The organism is Streptomyces prunicolor, assembly GCF_045162825.1.
GTDB classification, from domain to species: domain Bacteria; phylum Actinomycetota; class Actinomycetes; order Streptomycetales; family Streptomycetaceae; genus Streptomyces; species Streptomyces prunicolor.
In genome coordinates this window covers 3,811,918-3,829,890 of record NZ_CP108676.1, presented here as the reverse complement: position 1 = coordinate 3,829,890, position 17,973 = coordinate 3,811,918, and the positions used below count along the sequence as shown (strand labels likewise).

Below are 17,973 nucleotides of genomic sequence, written 5' to 3'. Positions count from 1 at the left end.
TGTTGGGCGGTTTTCGGCCGCTACGGTTCCGCGTCCGAGGCTGATTCGTGATGTGGGCGGACCTGGCCTGCCAGCCACCTCACAGGATTTTGACTTTTGATCAGCGGCGTTTGCGGGGCAGGGGGATCCAGGGAACGGGGTGCGGGCGTGAAGGTGTGGGCGGGGTGCGGAGCGTGAAGGTGTGGGCGGGGTGCTGGCGGGACGCGGCGTGCGCGGTCGCCGTACCCGTGGTGATCCGGGTCGGCTTCGAACTCTGGGACCGGGGCGGCCTCGCCTGGAGTACGGCGGGCGAACTGGCGGCGACATGGGCCGCCGCCAGCGTCGTATTGGGCGCCGTGGCATGGCTGTTGCTACGACACCGGGCGCGCAGGTCGGGCATCACCCTCACCCCGGATGCCCTCGCCGCCCGCCAGACCCGCCAACTCCGTGTGCTACGGCCCTCGGTGGGCTGGTCGGACCGGATGCGCACGGAGCTGAAGGCGTCGGACCGCGCGTCCGTCACGGCGGAGAAGGGGCGCGAGGAGATCTGGTTCCACTGGCGGCCGGGGCGTCGTAAGCGCACGGTCTGGGGTTCGATCGCCTTCGACGAGAGGTCGGGGACGGTTGTGCTCGACCTGCGGGCGGGGGCGGCCCATACGGGGTCTTCGGGGTTGGGGCGGGGGGCGTCTTTCGTGGCGTTGTGTCAGGTGGCTGGGGGGTTGGGGCTGGGGGAGGGCGAGGGGGCGGCTTGGGTGTCGTAGGTCTCAACTCGGTCGGGTGGGGCGGCAGTTGGGCTGTGGTGTGGCTTCAGTTGGCTGTGCGGTGAGTGCGGTGTCGAGGGGCGCGCGCGTTGGCGGGCGACACCCACCTTGCGACGGCACTGACCCCGCAGCAATCACGAGGAACAGGGCAGCATGATCCGGTGCCACATCGTCTGGCGGAACGAGCACACCGCCGATATTCGTTTGCGACCCCGTCGCCGCTCGGGTCAACGTCGCCTGACACCCCGACGAAGGCAGAGAAGATGACCACGCAGACCCACCCCGTCGACCACGAACTCATCCAGGCCGCGGCGCACATCGCGCGCACTCGCTGCCGGGGCGAGAACCACACCATGGCGGCCGCGGCCCGCGCCCGGGACGGCCGGATCGTGACGGCGGTGAACGCCTACCACTTCACGGGAGGCCCCTGCGCCGAGCTGGTCGTCATCGGCACGGCGGCTGCCCAGGGCATCTACGAGCTGGACACGATGGTCGCCGTGGGCGACCGCGACCGGGGGGTGGTTCCTCCGTGCGGCCGGTGCCGGCAGGTTCTTCTCGAGTACTTTCCCGAACTTAAGGTCATCGTCGGCGAAGGCGAGCGCGTGCGAGCTGTCCCGGTCACCGACTTGCTGCCCGAAAGCTATGTCTGGGCTGACCATCAACTCGACCAACTCGACGCCGAGTAGACCGGGGGACTCGGCTGTCCGGCGCCGACGTCGACGCTGACGGTTGCTGGGGTTGTTGTGCGGGAGCGGTCGTTCGGTCGATTGCGGCTCTGGTCGGGGCTGAGGCTCGGGCACCTGGGTTGGCTGTGACGCAGACGTAGCCGACCAGATCAGGCAGTCGCGGTCCCGGGTTCGTCAGGCGGGGCGGGGCGGACCGGGTTCGGGTCGTCGGGCGGCGCTCCCTGGGTTCAGGTTTCTGAGGGCTCGTCGGCGATGAGGTCCAGAAGCTGGTCGGGGGTGAGAGTGGCAAGGTCGACTGAGCGGTCTTCGCGCACGAGCCGTGCCGTCGCCTGCTGTGCCCTGAGCTGTTGGGCGCGTTCGATGAGCTCGCCGGCGCGGCGCCGTTTGTGGATACGGTCGGCGATGTCCGCGACGGCGAGCATGGCCGATGGAATGGACACGATCAGGGACGTCAGCGCGAGGGGATCGACGCCCTTGGTGTCCTGAGCGTTCGCCGGTTCCGCTGTCGGAGCTGGTTCGGGTGGGTAGCCCCAGTTCGCGGTCAACGTGGCGACGCTCTTCTCGGCGGCTTCGACGTCCGCTCCGACAAACTCGATGATCATGATTCCTCGTTTTCGTCGTCGGTGGCATTCAGTAGCTCATCGAGCTGGTCAACAACGTCCGCGGAACCGATCTTGGCGGCAGAGGCTCGGCTCGTCTGAAACACCTGTCGGGCCTGCTCGCGTTCACCTGCGGCCAGCAGAAGTCGCCCCAAGGTAGTCCCGACGACCGCGATGCCATCCGCCCGTTGAAGCTTCAGAAAGAGCTGAAACGAGGTGATCAGCCTCGGCACCGCCGCGTCGTGATCCTGGCGACTCAGATCGATTCGCGCAAGGTCCCAGTTGGCTGCCGCGATGCCGTCCATGTCGCCGAGCTGCTTATTGACTTCCAAGCGCTTGAGTTGCAGTTCGAGGGCTTCGTCGATCTCGCCCTGCTGCTGGAGGATGTCGGCGATCTGTCCCCAGGTGATTGCAGCCTCGCGGGTGTCACCGATCCGCTCGATCGCCGGCAGGGTGACCTCGCGGTGGATCCGCAGTGCTTCGTCGGTCTCGCCCTGCTGCTGGAGGATGTTGGCGATCTGTCCCCAGGTGATTGCAGCCTCGCGGGTGTCACCGATCCGCTCGTATACCGGCAGTTCGACCTCGCGGCGGATCCGCAGTGCTTCGTCGGTCTCGCCCTGCTGCTGGAGGATGTCGGCGATCTTTCCCCAGGTGATTGCAGCCGAGCGGGTGTCACCGATCCGCTCGTACACCGGCAGGGTGACCTCGCGGCGGATCCGCAGTGCTTCGTCGGTCTCGCCCTGCTGCTGGAGGATGTCGGCGATCTGTCCCCAGGTGACCGCGACCGAGCGGGTGTCACCGATCCGCTCGTACACCGGCAGTTCGACCTCGCGGCGGATCCGTAGCGCTTCGTCGGTCTCGCCCTGCTGCTGGAGGATGTCGGCGATCTTTCCCCAGGTGACTGCGACCGAGCGGGTGTCACCGATCCGCTCGAGCGCAGGCAGGGTGACCTCGCGGCGGATCCGTAGCGCTTCGTCGGTCTCGCCCTGCTGCTGGAGGATGTCGGCGATCTTTCCCCAGGTGACCGCGACCGAGCGGGTGTCACTGGCATCGGTGAACAGTTGGCGGGCCTGGTGGAGCAGGTCCTCGGCTTGGTCGACCTCGCCGCGGGTGATCAGACGGCTGGCGTGGTCGTAGAGGACTGCGGCGTGGCTGGTCGGGCTGGTCTGTTGGTCGCTGGTCCGGGTCTGCTGGACGGCACGTTGGAGCAGAGTGTCGGCGTGGTCGCCGTCGCCGCTGGTGACGGCCGCGTCGGCGACGGCCCGTAGCAGGGTGACAGGAACCTCGTGGTTGTGGCGGTCGAGGAGGGTGATCGCGTGGTGGCCGAGTTCGGCGGCGGTGGAGGCCAGGCCTTGCCGCAGGGCGGAGACGGCCTCGGCGGCGCAGTCGGCGGTGATGGTCGGGTTGTCGGCGGTCAGGGCCACGCGGGTCAGCTGGAGGTCCAGGTCGCTGTCGCGGGCGGGGTGGGGCGTGGCACCGCCCCACTGGGCGTACAGCGGTTCGGTGGCCACGGTGGCGAGGGCAGTTCGCTCGGCGGGGGTGAGGGGGGTCAGGCGTCCGGCCACGAGGGCGTTGGCGGCCAAGGCCGGGAATTCGGGGCGGTGTTGGTCGGGAAAGGTGTCAAGGAGCCCGAGGCCGCACAGGCGGGACGACGATCCGCCGACAGCGGCGGCGAGGGCGTCGATGACGGGTTGCGGGACCGGGATGTCGAACAGGGTGCAGGCTCGCAACAGGTCGCGGTGGGCGGGGCCGGCCTGGTCGAGGAGGGTGTCGAGAGCCAGGTTCTCCAGGAACTCGCCGATGTCGGAGTTGTCGGCTGGGAGGTCACCCTGGTGAAGGTAGGTCTCCATGCCGGCGACGGCGGCCTCGGCGCGGGCCTCGTCGACCTGGCTGCCGTAGACCAGGCGCAGCCCGATGAGGTCCTGCAGCCCGGGGTTGCCGCAGCTGACGTCCAGGGCCCGCCGGGCCAGGTCGGCGCGGTCGGTCCGGTACTCGGCGGGGGCGAGGTCCTGTTGACGGCGTTGGAGCTTGCGCTGGGCCGCCGGCGACAGTGGTTGCAACTGGACCGGTTCCAGTCGGGCCTCCAGCCCGCCGAGGGTGAATGTGTAGCGGCTGGTGACCAGGAGTCGGCTGTCCGTGGGGGCCAGGTCGAACGCGGAGAGCACGTCGGCGAGCACGGTGGCGTGCTCGGGGTCGACCCGGTGTGGGCCGTGAGGGTTGGCGGTCAGGATCTGTTCGAGATCGTCGATGATCAGCAAGAGGGGTTTGCGAACGTCGTCGAGTTCCTGGGCGCACGGTCCGGCCAGCAGATCGATCAGTAGTGGTTTGAGGAGGTCCGGCTGGTGGCGGACCTCGGCACGCCTCGCTTCGATGAGGGCGCGGGCGGCGGGGTTGGCGGCGGTGGCGTCGGCGATGGCGTCGAGGATCGCCGGCGGGCTGTAGTCGCCGAACACGACCGCGACGGCCCGGTTGGGGTGACGGTCGGCGATCCGGGCGGCCAGGCTCGACTTGCCCAACCGGCCCTGCCCGTGAAGTAGGACCCCGACCTTCTGCCTGCCGCGCAGGGCCCGCAGCGTGTGCTGCAGTTCCGGGCGGCGGCCGACGAACATCTCTGCGGCTGCGACCGGTAGTTGGTGCTTGCGGTCCAGGAACGTCTTGGTCACATGGTGCGGTGGCACCATCCGGCGTTTGCGGTTTCCCGCGACCAGCGGGCCGCCACCCGTCGGCCCCAGCCACAGCCGCGCCAGGTGCCATTCGGCGCGCTGGCGCTCATCGGAACAGGCCAGCAAGTGGCGGCGGGCGTCGGCGACGGCCTCGGCCACCTCGACACGGCGGCTGAGCTGCCGGTACAGATGCTCGGCGAAACGAGTGGCGGCCTCGTCGCTGACCGAACCCTCCCAGCCGATGACCGCGGGAATCCCGGCGGTCACCAGCCCGGTGGCCATCGAGTGCGCCACCCACACGCCGGGCTCGGCTGCCGGACCGCCGCGGTGGCCGGCGCCGCCGGGAACATGCCCGGTCACGTCGGCACCGGTGGCGGTCAGGCAGGCCGACACGAACGCCAGCAGCGGCCGAGGAGTCAACAGGCCCACCAGTGCGTCCGCGCTCGTCGGACGCCCGTCCCCGAGCTCGTCTTCCATCAGCAGGACGGGGGTGGCGGGTGCGTCGGGCTTCGGACGCCAGTTGTGCAGGCCGTGACACGACAGATGAACCACCGGCATTCCGCCGAGCTGGGAAAGACGCAGGCCAAGTTGCTCGGGATTGCCGGAGTCCTCGACGACGAGATCAAGGCTCGTCTCCCCGACGGCGTTGAGGATGGCCATCTCCTCCGCCTCGAAGTCCAGTTCGTGCTGGCCCCGGGGCGCCGAGGCCATGAACGCCACCCCGAGCCGGTACCCGTCCAAGGGCTGCGCTGTACTCGGGCGACCGAGCCGACGCGCCACGGCGAACAGCTTCGGCGCCTCGGCGAGGAACCCGCCCTCGGGGGCGGCCAGCAGCTCGAACGGGGCCCGCAACAGCGCCCACGCCGCCGGGGACGGGTTCGCCGGCGCGCGGACCTCGAACACCAGCGGCGCCCACGCCTCATCGAGCAGGCGCGTCAACTGGCCGAGGTCGCCGTCGAGCCACCGATACAACTCGCGTCCCACCGCGAGCAGCGCCAGGTTCTTGGAGCCGTTGCGCACGGCATCCACATACTGGCCGGCGACGGCATTGAGCAGGTCGATGTCAGAGGTCTGCAACTTCCGACAGGGCCCGACCTGCCGGTCATCAACGACCAGCTCAAACCCGTTGTCGTCCACAACCAGACCGGTGACCATAAGTCATCTTATCGTGACCGAGTGCCACTTCGGGATGTACATGGAATCAACTGCCGTCTGGCTATCGATGCGGTGTTCCCGATTGCCGACATTGCGGAGGCGCATCGGAGGCTCGAAATGGGCGGCGTGCGGGGGAAGTTCGTGATCGATATGCGCGGAGTGTAGCGGGATCGCTTGGGGCCAGGGCGAGTTGAGTGGTGCGGTGAACTTCGTCCAGGTGGTGGGTCTTCGAAGTTGGGCGGCGAGTGGGGACGCTCGGCGCCAAGGGGTGGGGTGCAGAAGTGTGACACTCTGCGCGAAAGTGTCACACTTTTGCGGGGAGGGTCTGCTCTGGGGGGGGGCAGGCTCGAAGACCGGGCAGTAGGCGCGCTGGGGTCAGCCGGGGTGTTGGTCAGTGAAGCGTTGCCGTGAACTTCGTCCAGGTGGTGGGGGTGAGGCGGAGTATCGGGCCGTCGGGGGTCTTGGAGTCGCGGATGGCTATGGTGCCGGGGATGTTGCGGGCGACTTCGAGGCACTCGTTGGACGGCGTGCTGTAGCTGGACTTCGTGAAGTTGAACTCGGGCACGGATCACATCTCCTTGCGCAGGCTGTCGATGAGGGTTACGGAGTCGCGTGGGGCGAGGCTGAGCCGCGATGTCCGATCGAACAGCACGCTGTAAGTGTTGCTCTCCACCTCGTTCTCCACCCACACCATGCCCGTGATGGTGTCGCTCTGGACCACGTCGAGGGCCTCGTCCTCCGCGAAGGAGATGATGCTGAACGGGCCCGCGATGCACGGGTGCGCGCCAGCCCGGAACGGGAGTACCTGAAGGCGTACGTTCGGCAGTTCGGCCAGTTCGAGCAGGCGCTCCAGTTGGGCGCGCATGACTGCGGGGCCACCAATTTCCTGGCGCAGCGCGGCTTCCCAGATCACCGCGTACGACTGGAGCGGACGTTCGCCCAACAGTCGCCCTTGGCGCTTCTGCTTGATTTCGGCCGCGCGCTCGATGTCGTCCGGGTCGTCCCAGGTGCCCTCGGCGACCGCCAGTGCGCGTGTGTACTCGGGGATGTGGAACAGGCCGGGAATCAGGGACGACTGCCAGTTGCGGATGTGGGTCGCTACGTCCTCCATGGCGATGTACTCCGCCATCGTTCCGGTGTCGAGCGAGTCACGCCACCAGCCTTTGGCCTTGCGCCGCTCGCGGTCCAGCTTCGCCAACTCCAGCAGCCGTCCTACGACTTGGCTGTCCTTCGTGCCGTAGAACTCGCACAGCACCCGGATGTCGGGGTCCCGCATCGGTACCCAGCCGCGCTCCATCTTCACGATCTTGGTGCCGGTCGCGTTGATGGACTCCGCGGCCTGCTGCTGGGTCTTGCCCGCAGCGTCTCGCAGGCGCAGTAGTTCGCCACCGAGCTTGCGTGCCAAGACAGTTGAGACCTGGCCCTGTCGAGGCTGAGTTGATCGCATCACGGTCACAGTGTGTCCCATCGGCGTCACCGAGTCGAAGAGATTCACCCTCTCAGGAAGAACTTCCTCAAGTTTATTGCGCTCAGGACGCAGGTGTCGCTACTTTCGGTGCTCGACCCGCTACACGGAGAGGTGCTGTCCCATGACCGAAGCCCCACCCGCCTCCCACGAAGACCGCCTCGACTACACCCCCCTCGCCCGCAGCGTCACCCTCGCCCGCCGCCGAACCGCACGGCTCGTCACCGAGTGGGGACACCCCTCCCTCGCCGGTGATGTCGCCCTCGTCGTATCCGAGTTGATGACCAACGCCCTGCTGCACGGCAGCCTGCGGGACCGGCTGATCCGCGTACGGATCACCGTCACCGGGGTCACCCTCCGCGTCGAGGTCAGCGACCCGCGCGGTGAACGGTTGCCGAGCCCGTGCTCAGTAGAGGAAACGGATCAGTTCGGTCGGGGATTACTCCTGGTCGGAGCCCTGGCTCACCGCTGGGGATGGGAGCCCCGTTCCGTCGGCAAGACCGTGTACGCGGAGTGGGTGCTCGGGGGCGACCCGGCTGCGGCGAACCCGCTCGTAGGTGCGAGCGAGTGAGCGTTTTCCGGTTCTTCGCGGTTGCTCTTCACGGTTGAGGGACGACCTCGACAAGAGCGGCCGGGACACCCTTGCCGTGAACGCCTCGATCCAAACCGGCTCGACCCTCAACACCCCACCCATACAAGGGAAATGCCCGCCCACGGACTTCCGGAACAGGCTTTGGGCGGCCTACGCGGTTGTGGCGATGCCGCCGTCGACGGGGATCACGGTGCCCGTCAGGTATGCGCCTGCCCGGCTGGCGAGGAACACGGCGACACCCGCCATGTCGTCGGCGCGGCCGATCCGGCGTAGTGGGGCCGACGCCGCGATCGCCTCGCCGAACTCATCGAGGGTCGCAGCCATCATCGTCGACGGAAACGGTCCCGGCGCCACGGCGTTCACGGTGACGTGTTGCGGTCCCAGTTCCTTGGCGAGCACTCTGGTGAGTTGGTGCAGTGCGGCCTTGCTGCTGGAGTACGAGTAGTTGGGCCGCTGGGGGATGTGGATGGCGGCGATGCTGCCGATGTTGATGATCCGCGCGGGATCGTCGGCGGTGCCCGCCTTGCGAAGTGCGGGCAGCAGCGCCTGGACCAGCCAGAACGGCGACTTCAGGTTGAGGTCGACGACCGTGTCCCAGGCCTCGTCCGGGAACGTCTCCAGCGGCTCGTCCCACAGGGCGCCCGCGTTGTTGACGAGGATGTCGAGACGCTCCGAGTCGGCGGTGACGAGGTCGGACAGCCGCCGACACTCGTCGTGGCGGGACAGGTCGGCGGGGATGGCCCGCACCTCACCGAATGCGGACAGCTGCTCCTGCGCCTGAGCGCACGCTTCTGGGTTGCGTGAGCTGATGACCACGCGGACGCCCGCCTGGAGAAGGCCACGCGCGATCATCATCCCGATGCCTCTGGTGCCACCGGTGACGAGCGCGCGCTTTCCCCGCAGATCGAAAAGTTCTGCATGCGTTGTGAATTGGTTGTCTACCACTTGCCGCCTTTTTCGTTGGTCGTGCGGGCTGACGCGTCGACGCGCCGAGTGTTCGGTTCAGCTGTCTCGACGCTATGGCCGTGGAGTGCACTTCAAGCAAGCGCCCGATCCGGCGGACGGCGGCCCGACTTGATGCCTCGCGGCAACAGCGGCTCAAGTCGGGCCCACTGGCCGTTCGTCAGATCGGAAGCTGACGCGCATCAGCCGACTGTCGGCCCAGTCCTCGAGCCGAGTCGGCCGGATGGTGCCGGGATCGTGGGGCTGATGGAGATCCGCCACGATCTCCGCCAGCACGGCCTGACGTTCAGCCGGGTCGGTGACAGGCGTGGCCCGTGCGGGCAGATCCGCACGGATCCCGTTCTTGAGGTGGAAGGTGAAGTGGGGATCGGCGAGAAGGTTCGCATGCCAGTCGGTCGCGGCACCGCCGGCGCCGCTGCACAGGTAAGTGGTGCCCGCGGCTCGGTAGAAGAAGATCTCGATACGGCGTGCTCGGCCGGTGCGGCGCCCCAGCGTCGTGATGTCGATGATCCGTTCTCCGGTGCCCGCGGCGGGGGTGATCTCGATGGCTCGTCGGATGTGGTGGGGCAGGTGGGACAGAGACGCGTCCCGTGCGGAGTCGGCGGAGTCGTTCGACCCGGTCGTGTCCGGAGTGCTCATGCGGCCTGGGCCTGAAGGGCGGGGCCGAGGAGGAGCCCACCGTCGATGACGTACTCCGACCCCGTGATGAACGACGCGTCCGATGACGTGAGGAACAGGAGAAGACGGCTGACGTCGGTCGGTTCCCCGAGCCGGGGGACGGCGAACGGCTCGGGTGAGTAGAAGTCGGCGATCGCCGCGACCGCGCCGGCTGCTGGTTCGTGGATGAAGGGGGTCGAGATCACGCCGGGGTGGATGGTGTTCACCCGGATGCGGTCGCGGCCGAGCTCGAGCGCTGCCGTCCGGGTGAGGCCTCGCACGGCCCACTTGCTGGCGACGTACGGCGCGTAGTGAGCCGTGCCGCCCAGGCCCATGGCCGAGGCGATGTTGACGATGGCTCCCCCTGCCGCGCGGCGCAGAGCGGGGGCTGCGGCCTTGATGCCGAGGAAGGTCCCTGTGAGGTTGATGTCGAGGATGCGCGACCACGTGGCCTGCTCCGTGTTCTCGATTGTCGCGGGCGGATTCTGCACGCCCGCGTTGTTGACGAGCACGTTCAGGGCGCCGAAGGCGCTCTCGGCGGCCAGCACAGCGGCGGACCACGAGCTCTCGTCGGTGACGTCGAGGCGGACGAAGCGAGCGCGGGTCCCGAGCTCGTCGGCGAGAGCGGCGCCGCGTTCCGTGTCGATGCCGCCGATCACCACGTTCGCTCCCTCCGCGTGAAAGGCGCGCACGTGGCTCGAGCCCTGGCCGCCGGCCCCACCGGTCACGAGCACGGTCTGGTTGTCGAAGCGGGGCATCAGATGTTCCTTCGGTACGTGGGTGAATGACCGGGATCACCAGTGATGAACGGCGGCCAGTGGTGAGCCGAGCGACTCACCATCGCCCTGACGCTAGGTGGGCGGCGGTGGCGAGTCAAGCCACTCACCTCGTATGCTCGGCCCATGAACAAGGTCGTGACGACGTATCACCAGCGCGTCGCCCAGGAGAAGCGCGCGCTGATCGTGGCGGCCGCGACCGCACTGTTTCTGGAGTTGGGCTACGACCGGACGTCGCTGGCGCGGGTCGCGGAGTGCTCGGGCGTTTCACGGGCCACCTTGTTCAAGCAGTTTCCGAGCAAAGCCGCCCTGTTCGACGCCATCGTGACCGAGTCCTGGTCGACCGCCGACGAGGAGGATCCGCCGCCGGAGGGCAACGTCGTCGACGGGCTCGGTATCATCGGCCGCCGGTACGCTGAGCTGCTGGGCCGCGCCCAGATGACCGACCTGTTCAGGATCGTCATCGCCGAGCTGCCGCGGTTCCCCGAGCTGGCCCATGCGCAGTTCTCGCACGGGAAGATGCCCTACTTCGAGTCCGTACGCGGCTACCTCCTGGCTGAGCACGAGGCGGGAACGGTGCGGGTCGAGGACGTGGACCTCGCAGCCACCCAGTTCCTGGGCATGATCTCCAACTACGTCTTCTGGCCGACACTCCTGGTGCCGGGCTGGGAGGTGAGCGCCGAACGCGTCGCTCAGGTGGTCGACGAGGCCGTCCGCACCATCGCCGCCCGGTACGCCGTGACGGGACCAGGAGCCTCCACCGACGACTGAGTCCCGCCGACCCCGCTCCGACCCCGTTCCGATGAGCGGAACATGACACGACAACCGGTTCATCGCGCCCCACGCTGGCTGCCGAGGGTTGGGAACTCCTGGACCGGTGTTGTGCGGGAGTTCCACCAGCCCCGGTCATAGCGCAGGCAGCACTTGTTGCCACGCTTCCGATCACCTGGGGGAAGTACATGAAGAGACGCGGAATGGTCAGCGCCATGCTGGCCGCGCTGATGGTGCTCGCGGCCGGCCTGGCCATGGGCGGCAGCGCCCACGCGGCCGGCGGAGCGACAGATGTCGTACGGCCGCTCAATATCGGGGCCGCCTTCACACTCATCAACAGGGGGACCAACAAGTGCGCCGAGGTCGCCGGTGGCTCGCTGCTGGACAACGCCCCGGTGGTGGAGAATGACTGCCTCGCCAACAACACCGATCCCAACCAGAACTGGCTGCCGGTGTCGGTCGGCGGCGGCTTCTTCAACCTGCGGAATGTCCAGAGCAACCTGTGCCTGGACTTCGCAAGGCCGGTGATTACGCAGAACGTCAAGCACCACACCTGCGGCAGCGATCTCTCCGAGCGGTGGCAGCTGGTGGTCTCACCGAACGTCCCGGGCTACCTCACGGTGGTCAGCGCGAACCACTCCGGCGGGCACACCTTCTGCCTCGACCTCCGGGACGGTTCGGCGGCGAACGGAACCGTGGTCCAGATCTACGACTGCCTGGGTGCCGTGAACAACCAGCTCTGGCGCCAGGGCTAGAGCCTGTCGTCGTAGTCTCGCCCGCCGGCAACCGGGCGCTGGACAGGCTGCGGCGAACTCCCCCGGGACACCCCCGAGGGAGTTCGCCGCCTCGGACCGTGTGCCGCGCATCGCCCTGTACGTCAGTCTGCTGCGCGCTGTGCCCGGCGAGCGGCTCATCTCCCCGGCCGGCCAACGCGCCGAACTGCGGGACCAGTTGACCGGCACCACCGACCTGGTCCTGGACGACGAGGGCCGGGTCCGCCTGGACACCTGGGAGCTGTCCGACGACGTCCCAGACCCAGACCCAGACCCAGACCCAGACCCAGACCCAGACCCAGACCGCCGAACGCTGGCGACAGGGCACCAGGGGGACCACCACCGAGACCACCACTGACACCACCTCCGACCTCGCGGACCTCGACCGGTTCACCGGCGAAGTCCGGCGTCTCTACGGCTTCGCCATGACCGGCTTCGCCATGACCGGCGTCGACTACGACCGGCGTCGACTACGACCCGCCCGCCGAGACCGCGACCCCCTGGCCCAACCCCGCGACCTGACACCGTACTTGGAGAACGCCGTGCGCCTTGATCGGTGCGGCGTCACCGACAATCCCCGTGCGGTCCGGTCGCCCCGCGTGATACTCCTCCCTCCCATGACTGATCTTGTGACAGAGCGGCTCGTGCTGCACCCGATGACCGTCGGCGAAGCCGAGCGAGTGGTCGCGGGCGAGCCGGACAGCGGTGACCGGTGGGCGCCCGGATACCCCACCGGCGGGGACGTGTTCGCCGCCCGGCGCTTCCTGGGCACTTGTGCGAGCACCGGTGATCCCCAGCCGTTCGGCAACTACGAGATCCGGCGCCGAGAGGACGGTCGGGCGATCGGCGGCCTGGGCTTCCGCGGACCCCCGGACACGAACGGCAGCGTCACGATCGGCTACGGCGTCATCCCGTCGGCCCAGGGCCAGGGCTACGCCTCCGAAGCCCTCCGCGAACTGCTGCAGCTCGCGCGGGCACACGGAGCCGCATGCGTGAAGGGCGACGCCGACCACGACAACATCGCGTCCCAGCACGTCATGCTGGCGGCGGGCATGCTGCCGGCCGGACAGGACGAACGCGTCAGATACTTCGAGATCACCTGGGCCGACGCGATCCCGATGAGTACGAGTGAACTGTCCTGGTACGGCGTCCGGTGCGTCTTCCGGCACCGCGAACTCGGCGTCTACGAAGAGCGGTTGACCCTGTGGCGGGCCCGCTCGCTCGGCGAGGCGATCAGCCGTGGGGAGTTGGAGGCGCACGAGTACTGCGCCGACCTCGGCACCGTCGAGTACGCCGACTTCGCCGAGGCGTACCGGATGTTCGACGAGCCGGGGGAGGGCGCCGAGGTCTTCTCGCTCATGCGGGAGAGCGGGTTGCCGGCCGGTGAGTATGTGGGGCGGTTCTTCGCTACGGGGGCGGAGCGGGCGGAGCGGGCGGGGAGTTGAGGCGTGGCCTCGGGCTCAACTCCCCGTACGCCTACCGCGTCCCCGACCCCCGCTGCGAAGAAAGCGGCGAGGTATTGGCCACCTGAGGCGAATCCGAGTTCGAGTACACCGAAGGCGCCGCGACCGCCTCCGTCGGATCCGCCACGTCGTCCACCGGATCCGCGGTCGCACCCCCGACGATCCGGATGTTCGCCTCGTCGAAGGCCCGCTTCACCCGCCATCGCAGCTCGCGCTCCACGGTCACCGACTTGCCCGGCATGGTCTTGGCGGAGAGCCGGACGACCATCGAGTCGATCAACACACTGTCCAGGCCGAGGACTTCGATCGGGCCCCAGAGCAGCTCGTTCCAGGGTTCTTCCTTGCTCATCTTCTCCGTGACGGAGTCGAGCGTGACCTTCACCCGGTCCAGGTTCTCGGACGCCTTCACCGTCACGTCCACGCCCGCCGTGGCCCAGCCCTGCGACAGGTTGCCGATGCGCTTGACCTCGCCGTTGCGGACGTACCAGATCTCGCCGTTGGCGCCGCGGAGCTTGGTCACGCGGAGGCCGACCTCGATGACCTCGCCGGAGGCGACCCCCGCGTCGATCTGGTCGCCGACGCCGTACTGGTCCTCAAGGATCATGAAGACGCCGGAGAGGAAGTCCGTGACGAGGTTGCGGGCGCCGAAACCGATCGCCACGCCCGCGACACCGGCGGAGGCGAGCAGCGGGGCGAGGTTGATCTCGAAGGTCGCCAGCACCATCAGCGCGGCTGTGCCGAGGATCACGAACGATGCCACCGAGCGGAGGACCGAGCCGATCGCCTGTGAGCGCTGGCGGCGGCGTTCCGCGTTGACCAGCAGGCCGCCCAGCGCCGTGCCGTCCACCGACTCGACCGTGCGGTTCATCCGGTCTATCAGCTTGGTGATCGCCCGCCGCACCGTCATTCTCAGCACCGCCGCGATCACCACGATCAGCAGTACCCGGAGACCTATCGCCAGCCATGTGGACCAGTTCTGCTCCACCCAGCTGGCGGCGTTGGTCGCGCTCTCCTGGGCGTCCTGGAGCGAGGGCACGGTCACCGCCGTCCCCGAAGGGCTCGGAGACGGCGACGGCGAAGCGGCGGCCAGTAGGACGGCGGACAAGGACACGGCAGGTACCTCCAGGTGCTGCGTCCGCCCTCCGGCATGGTCCGACAGGGGCAAGGTCACGAATAGGTCACCAAGAGGGCAGGCCCACCACACTATCGGGGCATTGTGTGTGGATCGTTGCCGTGTTCGGGGGAGAGGCCGCGCCGGGCTGGGAAAGAACAGGTGGGACGAACCCACACCCGTCCCAGCCCCGCATCACATGTGGTCGAAAACACTCCCAGCCCGTTACCGGGACATGGTGGCGCTTCCACCAGGCATGAGGGGAGACTGACTACAGATCGTCCCGGCGCGAGCCACGCGCCGCCGACGCACAAGGAGGCATCCGTGCCGCATGTCCTGGTCCTCAACGCGTCGTACGAGCCACTCGGCGTCGTACCGCTCCGCCGCGCGCTCGTCCTCGTCCTGGAGAACAAGGCAGTCTCCCTTGAGGAATCCGGCGCCTTTATGCACAGCGCGACCGTCACAGTCCCCGCACCCAGCGTGGTCCGGCTCAAGCGATTCGTACGGGTTCCCTATCGGGGGCCCGTTCCTCTCACCCGCCGGGCGCTCTTCGCGCGCGACGGGGGCCGGTGCATGTACTGCGGTGGCGTCGCAACCAGCGTCGACCATGTCATTCCGCGCAGCCGCGGGGGCAAGCACGTCTGGGACAACGTGGTGGCGTCCTGCCGCCGCTGCAACCACACGAAGGCCGACCGACATCTCTTCGAGATCGGCTGGCGGCTGCGCCACAAACCCGCCCCACCCACCGGCCTGGCCTGGCGCATCATCGGGACAGGTCATAGGGACCCGCGCTGGCTGCCGTACTTGCAGCCGTACGGCGCGGAGGACGCGATGGCCCGGATCGACGGCATCTCCGCCTGACGATCCGGGCTTTTGTGTACGCCCATGTACGGCGGTACGGAGTCGTCCGCCCCGGCAGCCCCCCGTGCTGCCGGGGCGGACGGTCATGCGTACCGCAGCTCGCCCGGCCGCACCGACCGCCGTAGCAGCGGCAGTGATGTAGCGGCTGCCAGCACGCAGGCCGCGTACACGCCGACCGGTACCAGCAGCGCGGTGTACGGCACCGGCACGTCCGTGTGCCTGGAGACGGCGGCGCCGTACCAGAAGCTGATCGCCGTGCCGCCGAGGCCCGCCACCGCGATCGCCGGGAACAGCGGCAGCGCGGTCTCCAGGAGAAGCGCGCGGGCCAGTACGACGTGCGGCACCCCGGCCGCCGCCTGCGCGGCCAGGCCCCGGCGCCGGGTGGCGAGGGACTCGGCGGTGCCCACGGCCAGGGCGGCCAGGACGAGCGCGAAGGCGACGAGGATCGCGGCGGCCGTGAGGTCGATGCCCGTCGTGTAGTAGGACATGCGCGTACCGAGGTGGCCTCTGCGGCGCATGTCCTCCAGGTCCGCGAGCAGGACCTGCCGTACGCCCGCGAAGCCCGAGCCGACGACCGTCACCAGCAGCAGCGCCGCATGGGTGCGGGCGGTCGACCAGGGGTCCTCGCGCATCCGTTCCGCCGCGATCAACAGGGCGGGGCGGGAGGTGCCGGCCGCGAAGCCCTCACCCAGTTGGCGGGACGAGGCGCCGGAGAGCCAGATCGCGATCAGGCTGATCAGTACGGCCAGGACGAGCACCGTCACGGGGCCGAGGCCGAAGGAGACGGGGCTGCCGAAGACCGGGGTCAGCGCGATCGCCGCCGCCGTCACCGCCAGCAGTCGCGTCGTCGTGCCGAACAACCGCCCCGGCCCCCGCACCGGCCGCACCCGCCGCACCCGGCCCAGCGGATCCGCCACCACCCGGCGCAGCGCCACCGCGCTCACGCCCGCGCCCAGCACCGGCACGGCCACGGCGACCAGGACGACACCGGCCCAGTCCGTGGCGGGCGACGGCAGCAGCGGTACGACGGCCGCCGTCGCCACCACCGCACCGGCCAGGCACGCGAGCCCCGACTCCAGCGCCGCGATCCGCCGCACCTGCCCGGGCGCGGCCCCCGCCAGCCGCAGCGCGGCCAGCCGCCGGTCCCGGTGCACCGCCCCGATCCGCGCACACTGCCCGAGAAACCCGAGCACCGGGATCAGCAGCAGCCCGAGCGCCAGACTCACGTTCCGCCGGTCACTGGGGGAGTCGAACAGCCCGGACCCGAAGGACACGGCGTAGAACCCGTCCAACGACTGCAGCGCTACGACGGCCAGTCCGATCCCCGTCGCCAGCGCGGCCCCGAACGCCGTGAGCCCGACCCGCCACCACTCCCGCCGGTCGGAACCCCGGGTCAGCAGCCAGGCCAGCCGCAGATCGGCGAGGAACGTGTTCACGCGGCCACCCCCGCCGTCGCCACGGTCCCGTCCGTCAGCCGGATCTCGCGGTCCGCGTACGCCGCGACCTGCGCGTCATGGGTGATCAGCAGGACCGCCGTACCGGACTCGCGGGCCGTGCCGACCAGGGCCGTCATCACCTGCTCGCTCGCCAGGGAGTCCAGCGCGCCCGTCGGCTCGTCCGCGAAGACGATCCTCGGGGCGGTGACCAACGCCCGGGCGAGCGCGACCCGTTGGGACTGGCCGCCGCTCAACTCGCCCGGCCGCGACTCGTCCTGTCCGCGCACCCCGAACCGCTCCAGCCACTCCCCTGCGGTGGCCCGGGCGTTCGTACGCGAGGCGCCCGCGAGCAGCAGCGGCAGCGCGACATTGTCGACGGCCGTCAACTCCGGTATCAGCTGGCCGAACTGGAAGACCACCCCGAACTCGGTGCGCCGCAGCTTGCTGAGCCGCTTCTCGGGCAGCTCGTCCAGCCGTTCCCCCGCGTACGTCACCGTCCCCTCGTCGGGGCGGACGATCCCGGCCAGGCAGTGGAGAAGGGTCGATTTCCCGCTGCCGCTGGTCCCTGTGACGGCGAGGATCTCGCCGGCGCGCAGCTCGGCCGAGGCGCCGCTCAGCGCCCTGGTCCTGCCGTGCGTCTTGACGAGGTCACGGGCCGCGAGAAGCGGCACCGAGGTGTCCCCCTGGTTGCTCATGCTGTGTCGACCTCCGCGGTCAGAGTGGTCAGCCGGGCCGCCGTCGTCGCCATCCAACGGAGGTCCGCGTCAAGGTGGTTGAGGGCGTAGTCCGCCGAGAGCACGGTCGCCAGGTCGCTGCCCTTGGCGGTCTTGACCGCCGTGAGTTCCCGCATCCGCTCCATGTGGGCGGCGCGTTGGGCCCGCAGATACGCCTCCGGGTCGCCGTCGGCCAGGATCGAGACGACGACCTTGGCGAAGATCTCGTTCGTCACGAAGGGCGCGGGCGGCGCGATCTCCCCCGCCCAGCGGGCGAGTTCACGCGAACCGTCCCCCGTGGAGCGGTACGCCGTGCGCTCCGGGCCGCCGTCCGAGCCGGTGCCGTCGACCTCCGCGAGGCCGTCCCGGACCAGGCGTTGCAGGGTTGTGTAGACCTGCCCGTAGGCCAGCGGGCGGGCCTGCGGAAAACGTTCGTCGTGGCGTCGCTTGAGGTCGTAGCCGTGGCTCGGTCCTCCGGCGAGCAGGCCCAGCAGGATGTGGCGGGTGCTCATGGCGCTCAGTATGCATCATGTACATGTACTGAGTGAA

Annotated in this window: 18 protein-coding genes and 1 pseudogene; 8 read left to right on the top strand and 11 right to left on the bottom strand. The window is 69.1% G+C overall.

Features of this window, described 5'->3' with window-relative positions; all coding sequences use genetic code 11:
* Positions 1-164: 164 nt before the first annotated feature.
* Together OG588_RS17205 and OG588_RS17200 are read left to right on the top strand one after the other, a co-directional pair.
* Complete coding sequence (locus OG588_RS17205; RefSeq protein ID WP_405948065.1) at positions 165-740, top strand: hypothetical protein; 576 nt, start codon at positions 165-167, stop codon at positions 738-740.
* 263 nt (positions 741-1,003) lie between these two features.
* Positions 1,004-1,426 carry a cytidine deaminase family protein gene (locus OG588_RS17200; protein ID WP_405948064.1) on the top strand — a complete coding sequence of 141 codons (423 nt, stop codon included), beginning with the start codon at positions 1,004-1,006 and terminating at the stop codon, positions 1,424-1,426.
* 227 nt (positions 1,427-1,653) lie between these two features.
* Here the strand turns inward: OG588_RS17200 and OG588_RS17195 are convergent, their stop codons facing one another.
* From OG588_RS17195 to OG588_RS17180, 4 genes are all read right to left on the bottom strand, one after another.
* Positions 1,654-2,028, bottom strand: coding sequence for a hypothetical protein (locus tag OG588_RS17195; RefSeq protein ID WP_405948063.1), 375 nt, complete (start codon positions 2,026-2,028; stop codon positions 1,654-1,656).
* Entirely contained in the window at positions 2,025-5,765 is a 3,741-nt protein-coding gene (locus tag OG588_RS17190; protein ID WP_405948062.1) for a tetratricopeptide repeat protein, read from the bottom strand. Before OG588_RS17190 ends, OG588_RS17195 begins: the two co-directional genes overlap by 4 nt.
* Before the next feature lie 469 nt (positions 5,766-6,234).
* On the bottom strand, positions 6,235-6,408 hold the full coding sequence (locus tag OG588_RS17185) for a DUF397 domain-containing protein (RefSeq protein ID WP_405948061.1): 174 nt from the start codon (positions 6,406-6,408) through the stop codon (positions 6,235-6,237).
* Between the two features lie 3 nt (positions 6,409-6,411).
* Positions 6,412-7,248, bottom strand: coding sequence for a helix-turn-helix domain-containing protein (locus tag OG588_RS17180; protein WP_405948060.1), 837 nt, complete (start codon positions 7,246-7,248; stop codon positions 6,412-6,414).
* Positions 7,249-7,432: 184 nt separating this feature from the next.
* Here OG588_RS17180 and OG588_RS17175 point away from each other — a divergent pair, with 184 nt between their 5' ends.
* Positions 7,433-7,879 carry an ATP-binding protein gene (locus OG588_RS17175; RefSeq protein WP_405948059.1) on the top strand — a complete coding sequence of 149 codons (447 nt, stop codon included), beginning with the start codon at positions 7,433-7,435 and terminating at the stop codon, positions 7,877-7,879.
* A 171-nt stretch (positions 7,880-8,050) separates the two neighbouring features.
* On the opposite strand, the gene OG588_RS17170 is transcribed toward OG588_RS17175, so the two are convergent.
* From OG588_RS17170 to OG588_RS17160, 3 genes are all read right to left on the bottom strand, one after another.
* Positions 8,051-8,845 carry an SDR family oxidoreductase gene (locus tag OG588_RS17170; protein WP_405948058.1) on the bottom strand — a complete coding sequence of 265 codons (795 nt, stop codon included), beginning with the start codon at positions 8,843-8,845 and terminating at the stop codon, positions 8,051-8,053.
* A gap of 153 nt (positions 8,846-8,998) precedes the next feature.
* On the bottom strand, positions 8,999-9,502 hold the full coding sequence (locus tag OG588_RS17165; protein WP_405948057.1) for a nitroreductase/quinone reductase family protein: 504 nt from the start codon (positions 9,500-9,502) through the stop codon (positions 8,999-9,001).
* The gene (locus tag OG588_RS17160; RefSeq protein WP_405948056.1) at positions 9,499-10,278 is read right to left on the bottom strand and encodes a glucose 1-dehydrogenase; all 780 of its coding nucleotides are present in this window, start codon (positions 10,276-10,278) and stop codon (positions 9,499-9,501) included. Before OG588_RS17160 ends, OG588_RS17165 begins: the two co-directional genes overlap by 4 nt.
* A 144-nt stretch (positions 10,279-10,422) precedes the next feature.
* On the opposite strand from OG588_RS17160, the gene OG588_RS17155 reads away from it, so the two are divergent.
* From OG588_RS17155 to OG588_RS17140, 4 genes and pseudogenes are all read left to right on the top strand, one after another.
* Positions 10,423-11,067, top strand: coding sequence for a TetR/AcrR family transcriptional regulator (locus OG588_RS17155; protein WP_405948055.1), 645 nt, complete (start codon positions 10,423-10,425; stop codon positions 11,065-11,067).
* Positions 11,068-11,255: 188 nt separating this feature from the next.
* Positions 11,256-11,822, top strand: a complete 567-nt coding sequence (locus tag OG588_RS17150) for an RICIN domain-containing protein (protein WP_405948054.1) — start codon at positions 11,256-11,258, stop codon at positions 11,820-11,822.
* Positions 11,823-11,922: 100 nt separating this feature from the next.
* Positions 11,923-12,198 (top strand): hypothetical protein, encoded by a 276-nt coding sequence (locus OG588_RS17145; RefSeq protein ID WP_405948053.1) that lies wholly within the window; start codon positions 11,923-11,925, stop codon positions 12,196-12,198.
* 259 nt (positions 12,199-12,457) lie between these two features.
* Positions 12,458-12,946: pseudogene (locus tag OG588_RS17140) on the top strand (GNAT family N-acetyltransferase); the annotation flags it as partial.
* 370 nt (positions 12,947-13,316) lie between these two features.
* Here OG588_RS17140 and OG588_RS17135 read toward each other — a convergent pair.
* Positions 13,317-14,414, bottom strand: coding sequence for a mechanosensitive ion channel family protein (locus OG588_RS17135; RefSeq protein WP_405948052.1), 1,098 nt, complete (start codon positions 14,412-14,414; stop codon positions 13,317-13,319).
* A gap of 324 nt (positions 14,415-14,738) precedes the next feature.
* Between OG588_RS17135 and OG588_RS17130 the strand changes: the two genes are divergently transcribed.
* Positions 14,739-15,275 (top strand): HNH endonuclease, encoded by a 537-nt coding sequence (locus tag OG588_RS17130; protein WP_019063156.1) that lies wholly within the window; start codon positions 14,739-14,741, stop codon positions 15,273-15,275.
* 83 nt (positions 15,276-15,358) lie between these two features.
* Here the strand turns inward: OG588_RS17130 and OG588_RS17125 are convergent, their stop codons facing one another.
* From OG588_RS17125 to OG588_RS17115, 3 genes are read right to left on the bottom strand one after another with little or no spacing between them, the layout of a single operon-like run.
* On the bottom strand, positions 15,359-16,711 hold the full coding sequence (locus OG588_RS17125) for an ABC transporter permease (protein ID WP_405948051.1): 1,353 nt from the start codon (positions 16,709-16,711) through the stop codon (positions 15,359-15,361).
* Positions 16,708-17,406, bottom strand: a complete 699-nt coding sequence (locus OG588_RS17120; protein ID WP_405948050.1) for an ABC transporter ATP-binding protein — start codon at positions 17,404-17,406, stop codon at positions 16,708-16,710. Before OG588_RS17120 ends, OG588_RS17125 begins: the two co-directional genes overlap by 4 nt.
* Positions 17,403-17,936, bottom strand: a complete 534-nt coding sequence (locus OG588_RS17115) for a PadR family transcriptional regulator (RefSeq protein ID WP_405948049.1) — start codon at positions 17,934-17,936, stop codon at positions 17,403-17,405. The genes OG588_RS17120 and OG588_RS17115 overlap by 4 nt, the downstream gene beginning before the upstream one ends.
* Between the last annotated feature and the right edge of the window lie 37 nt (positions 17,937-17,973).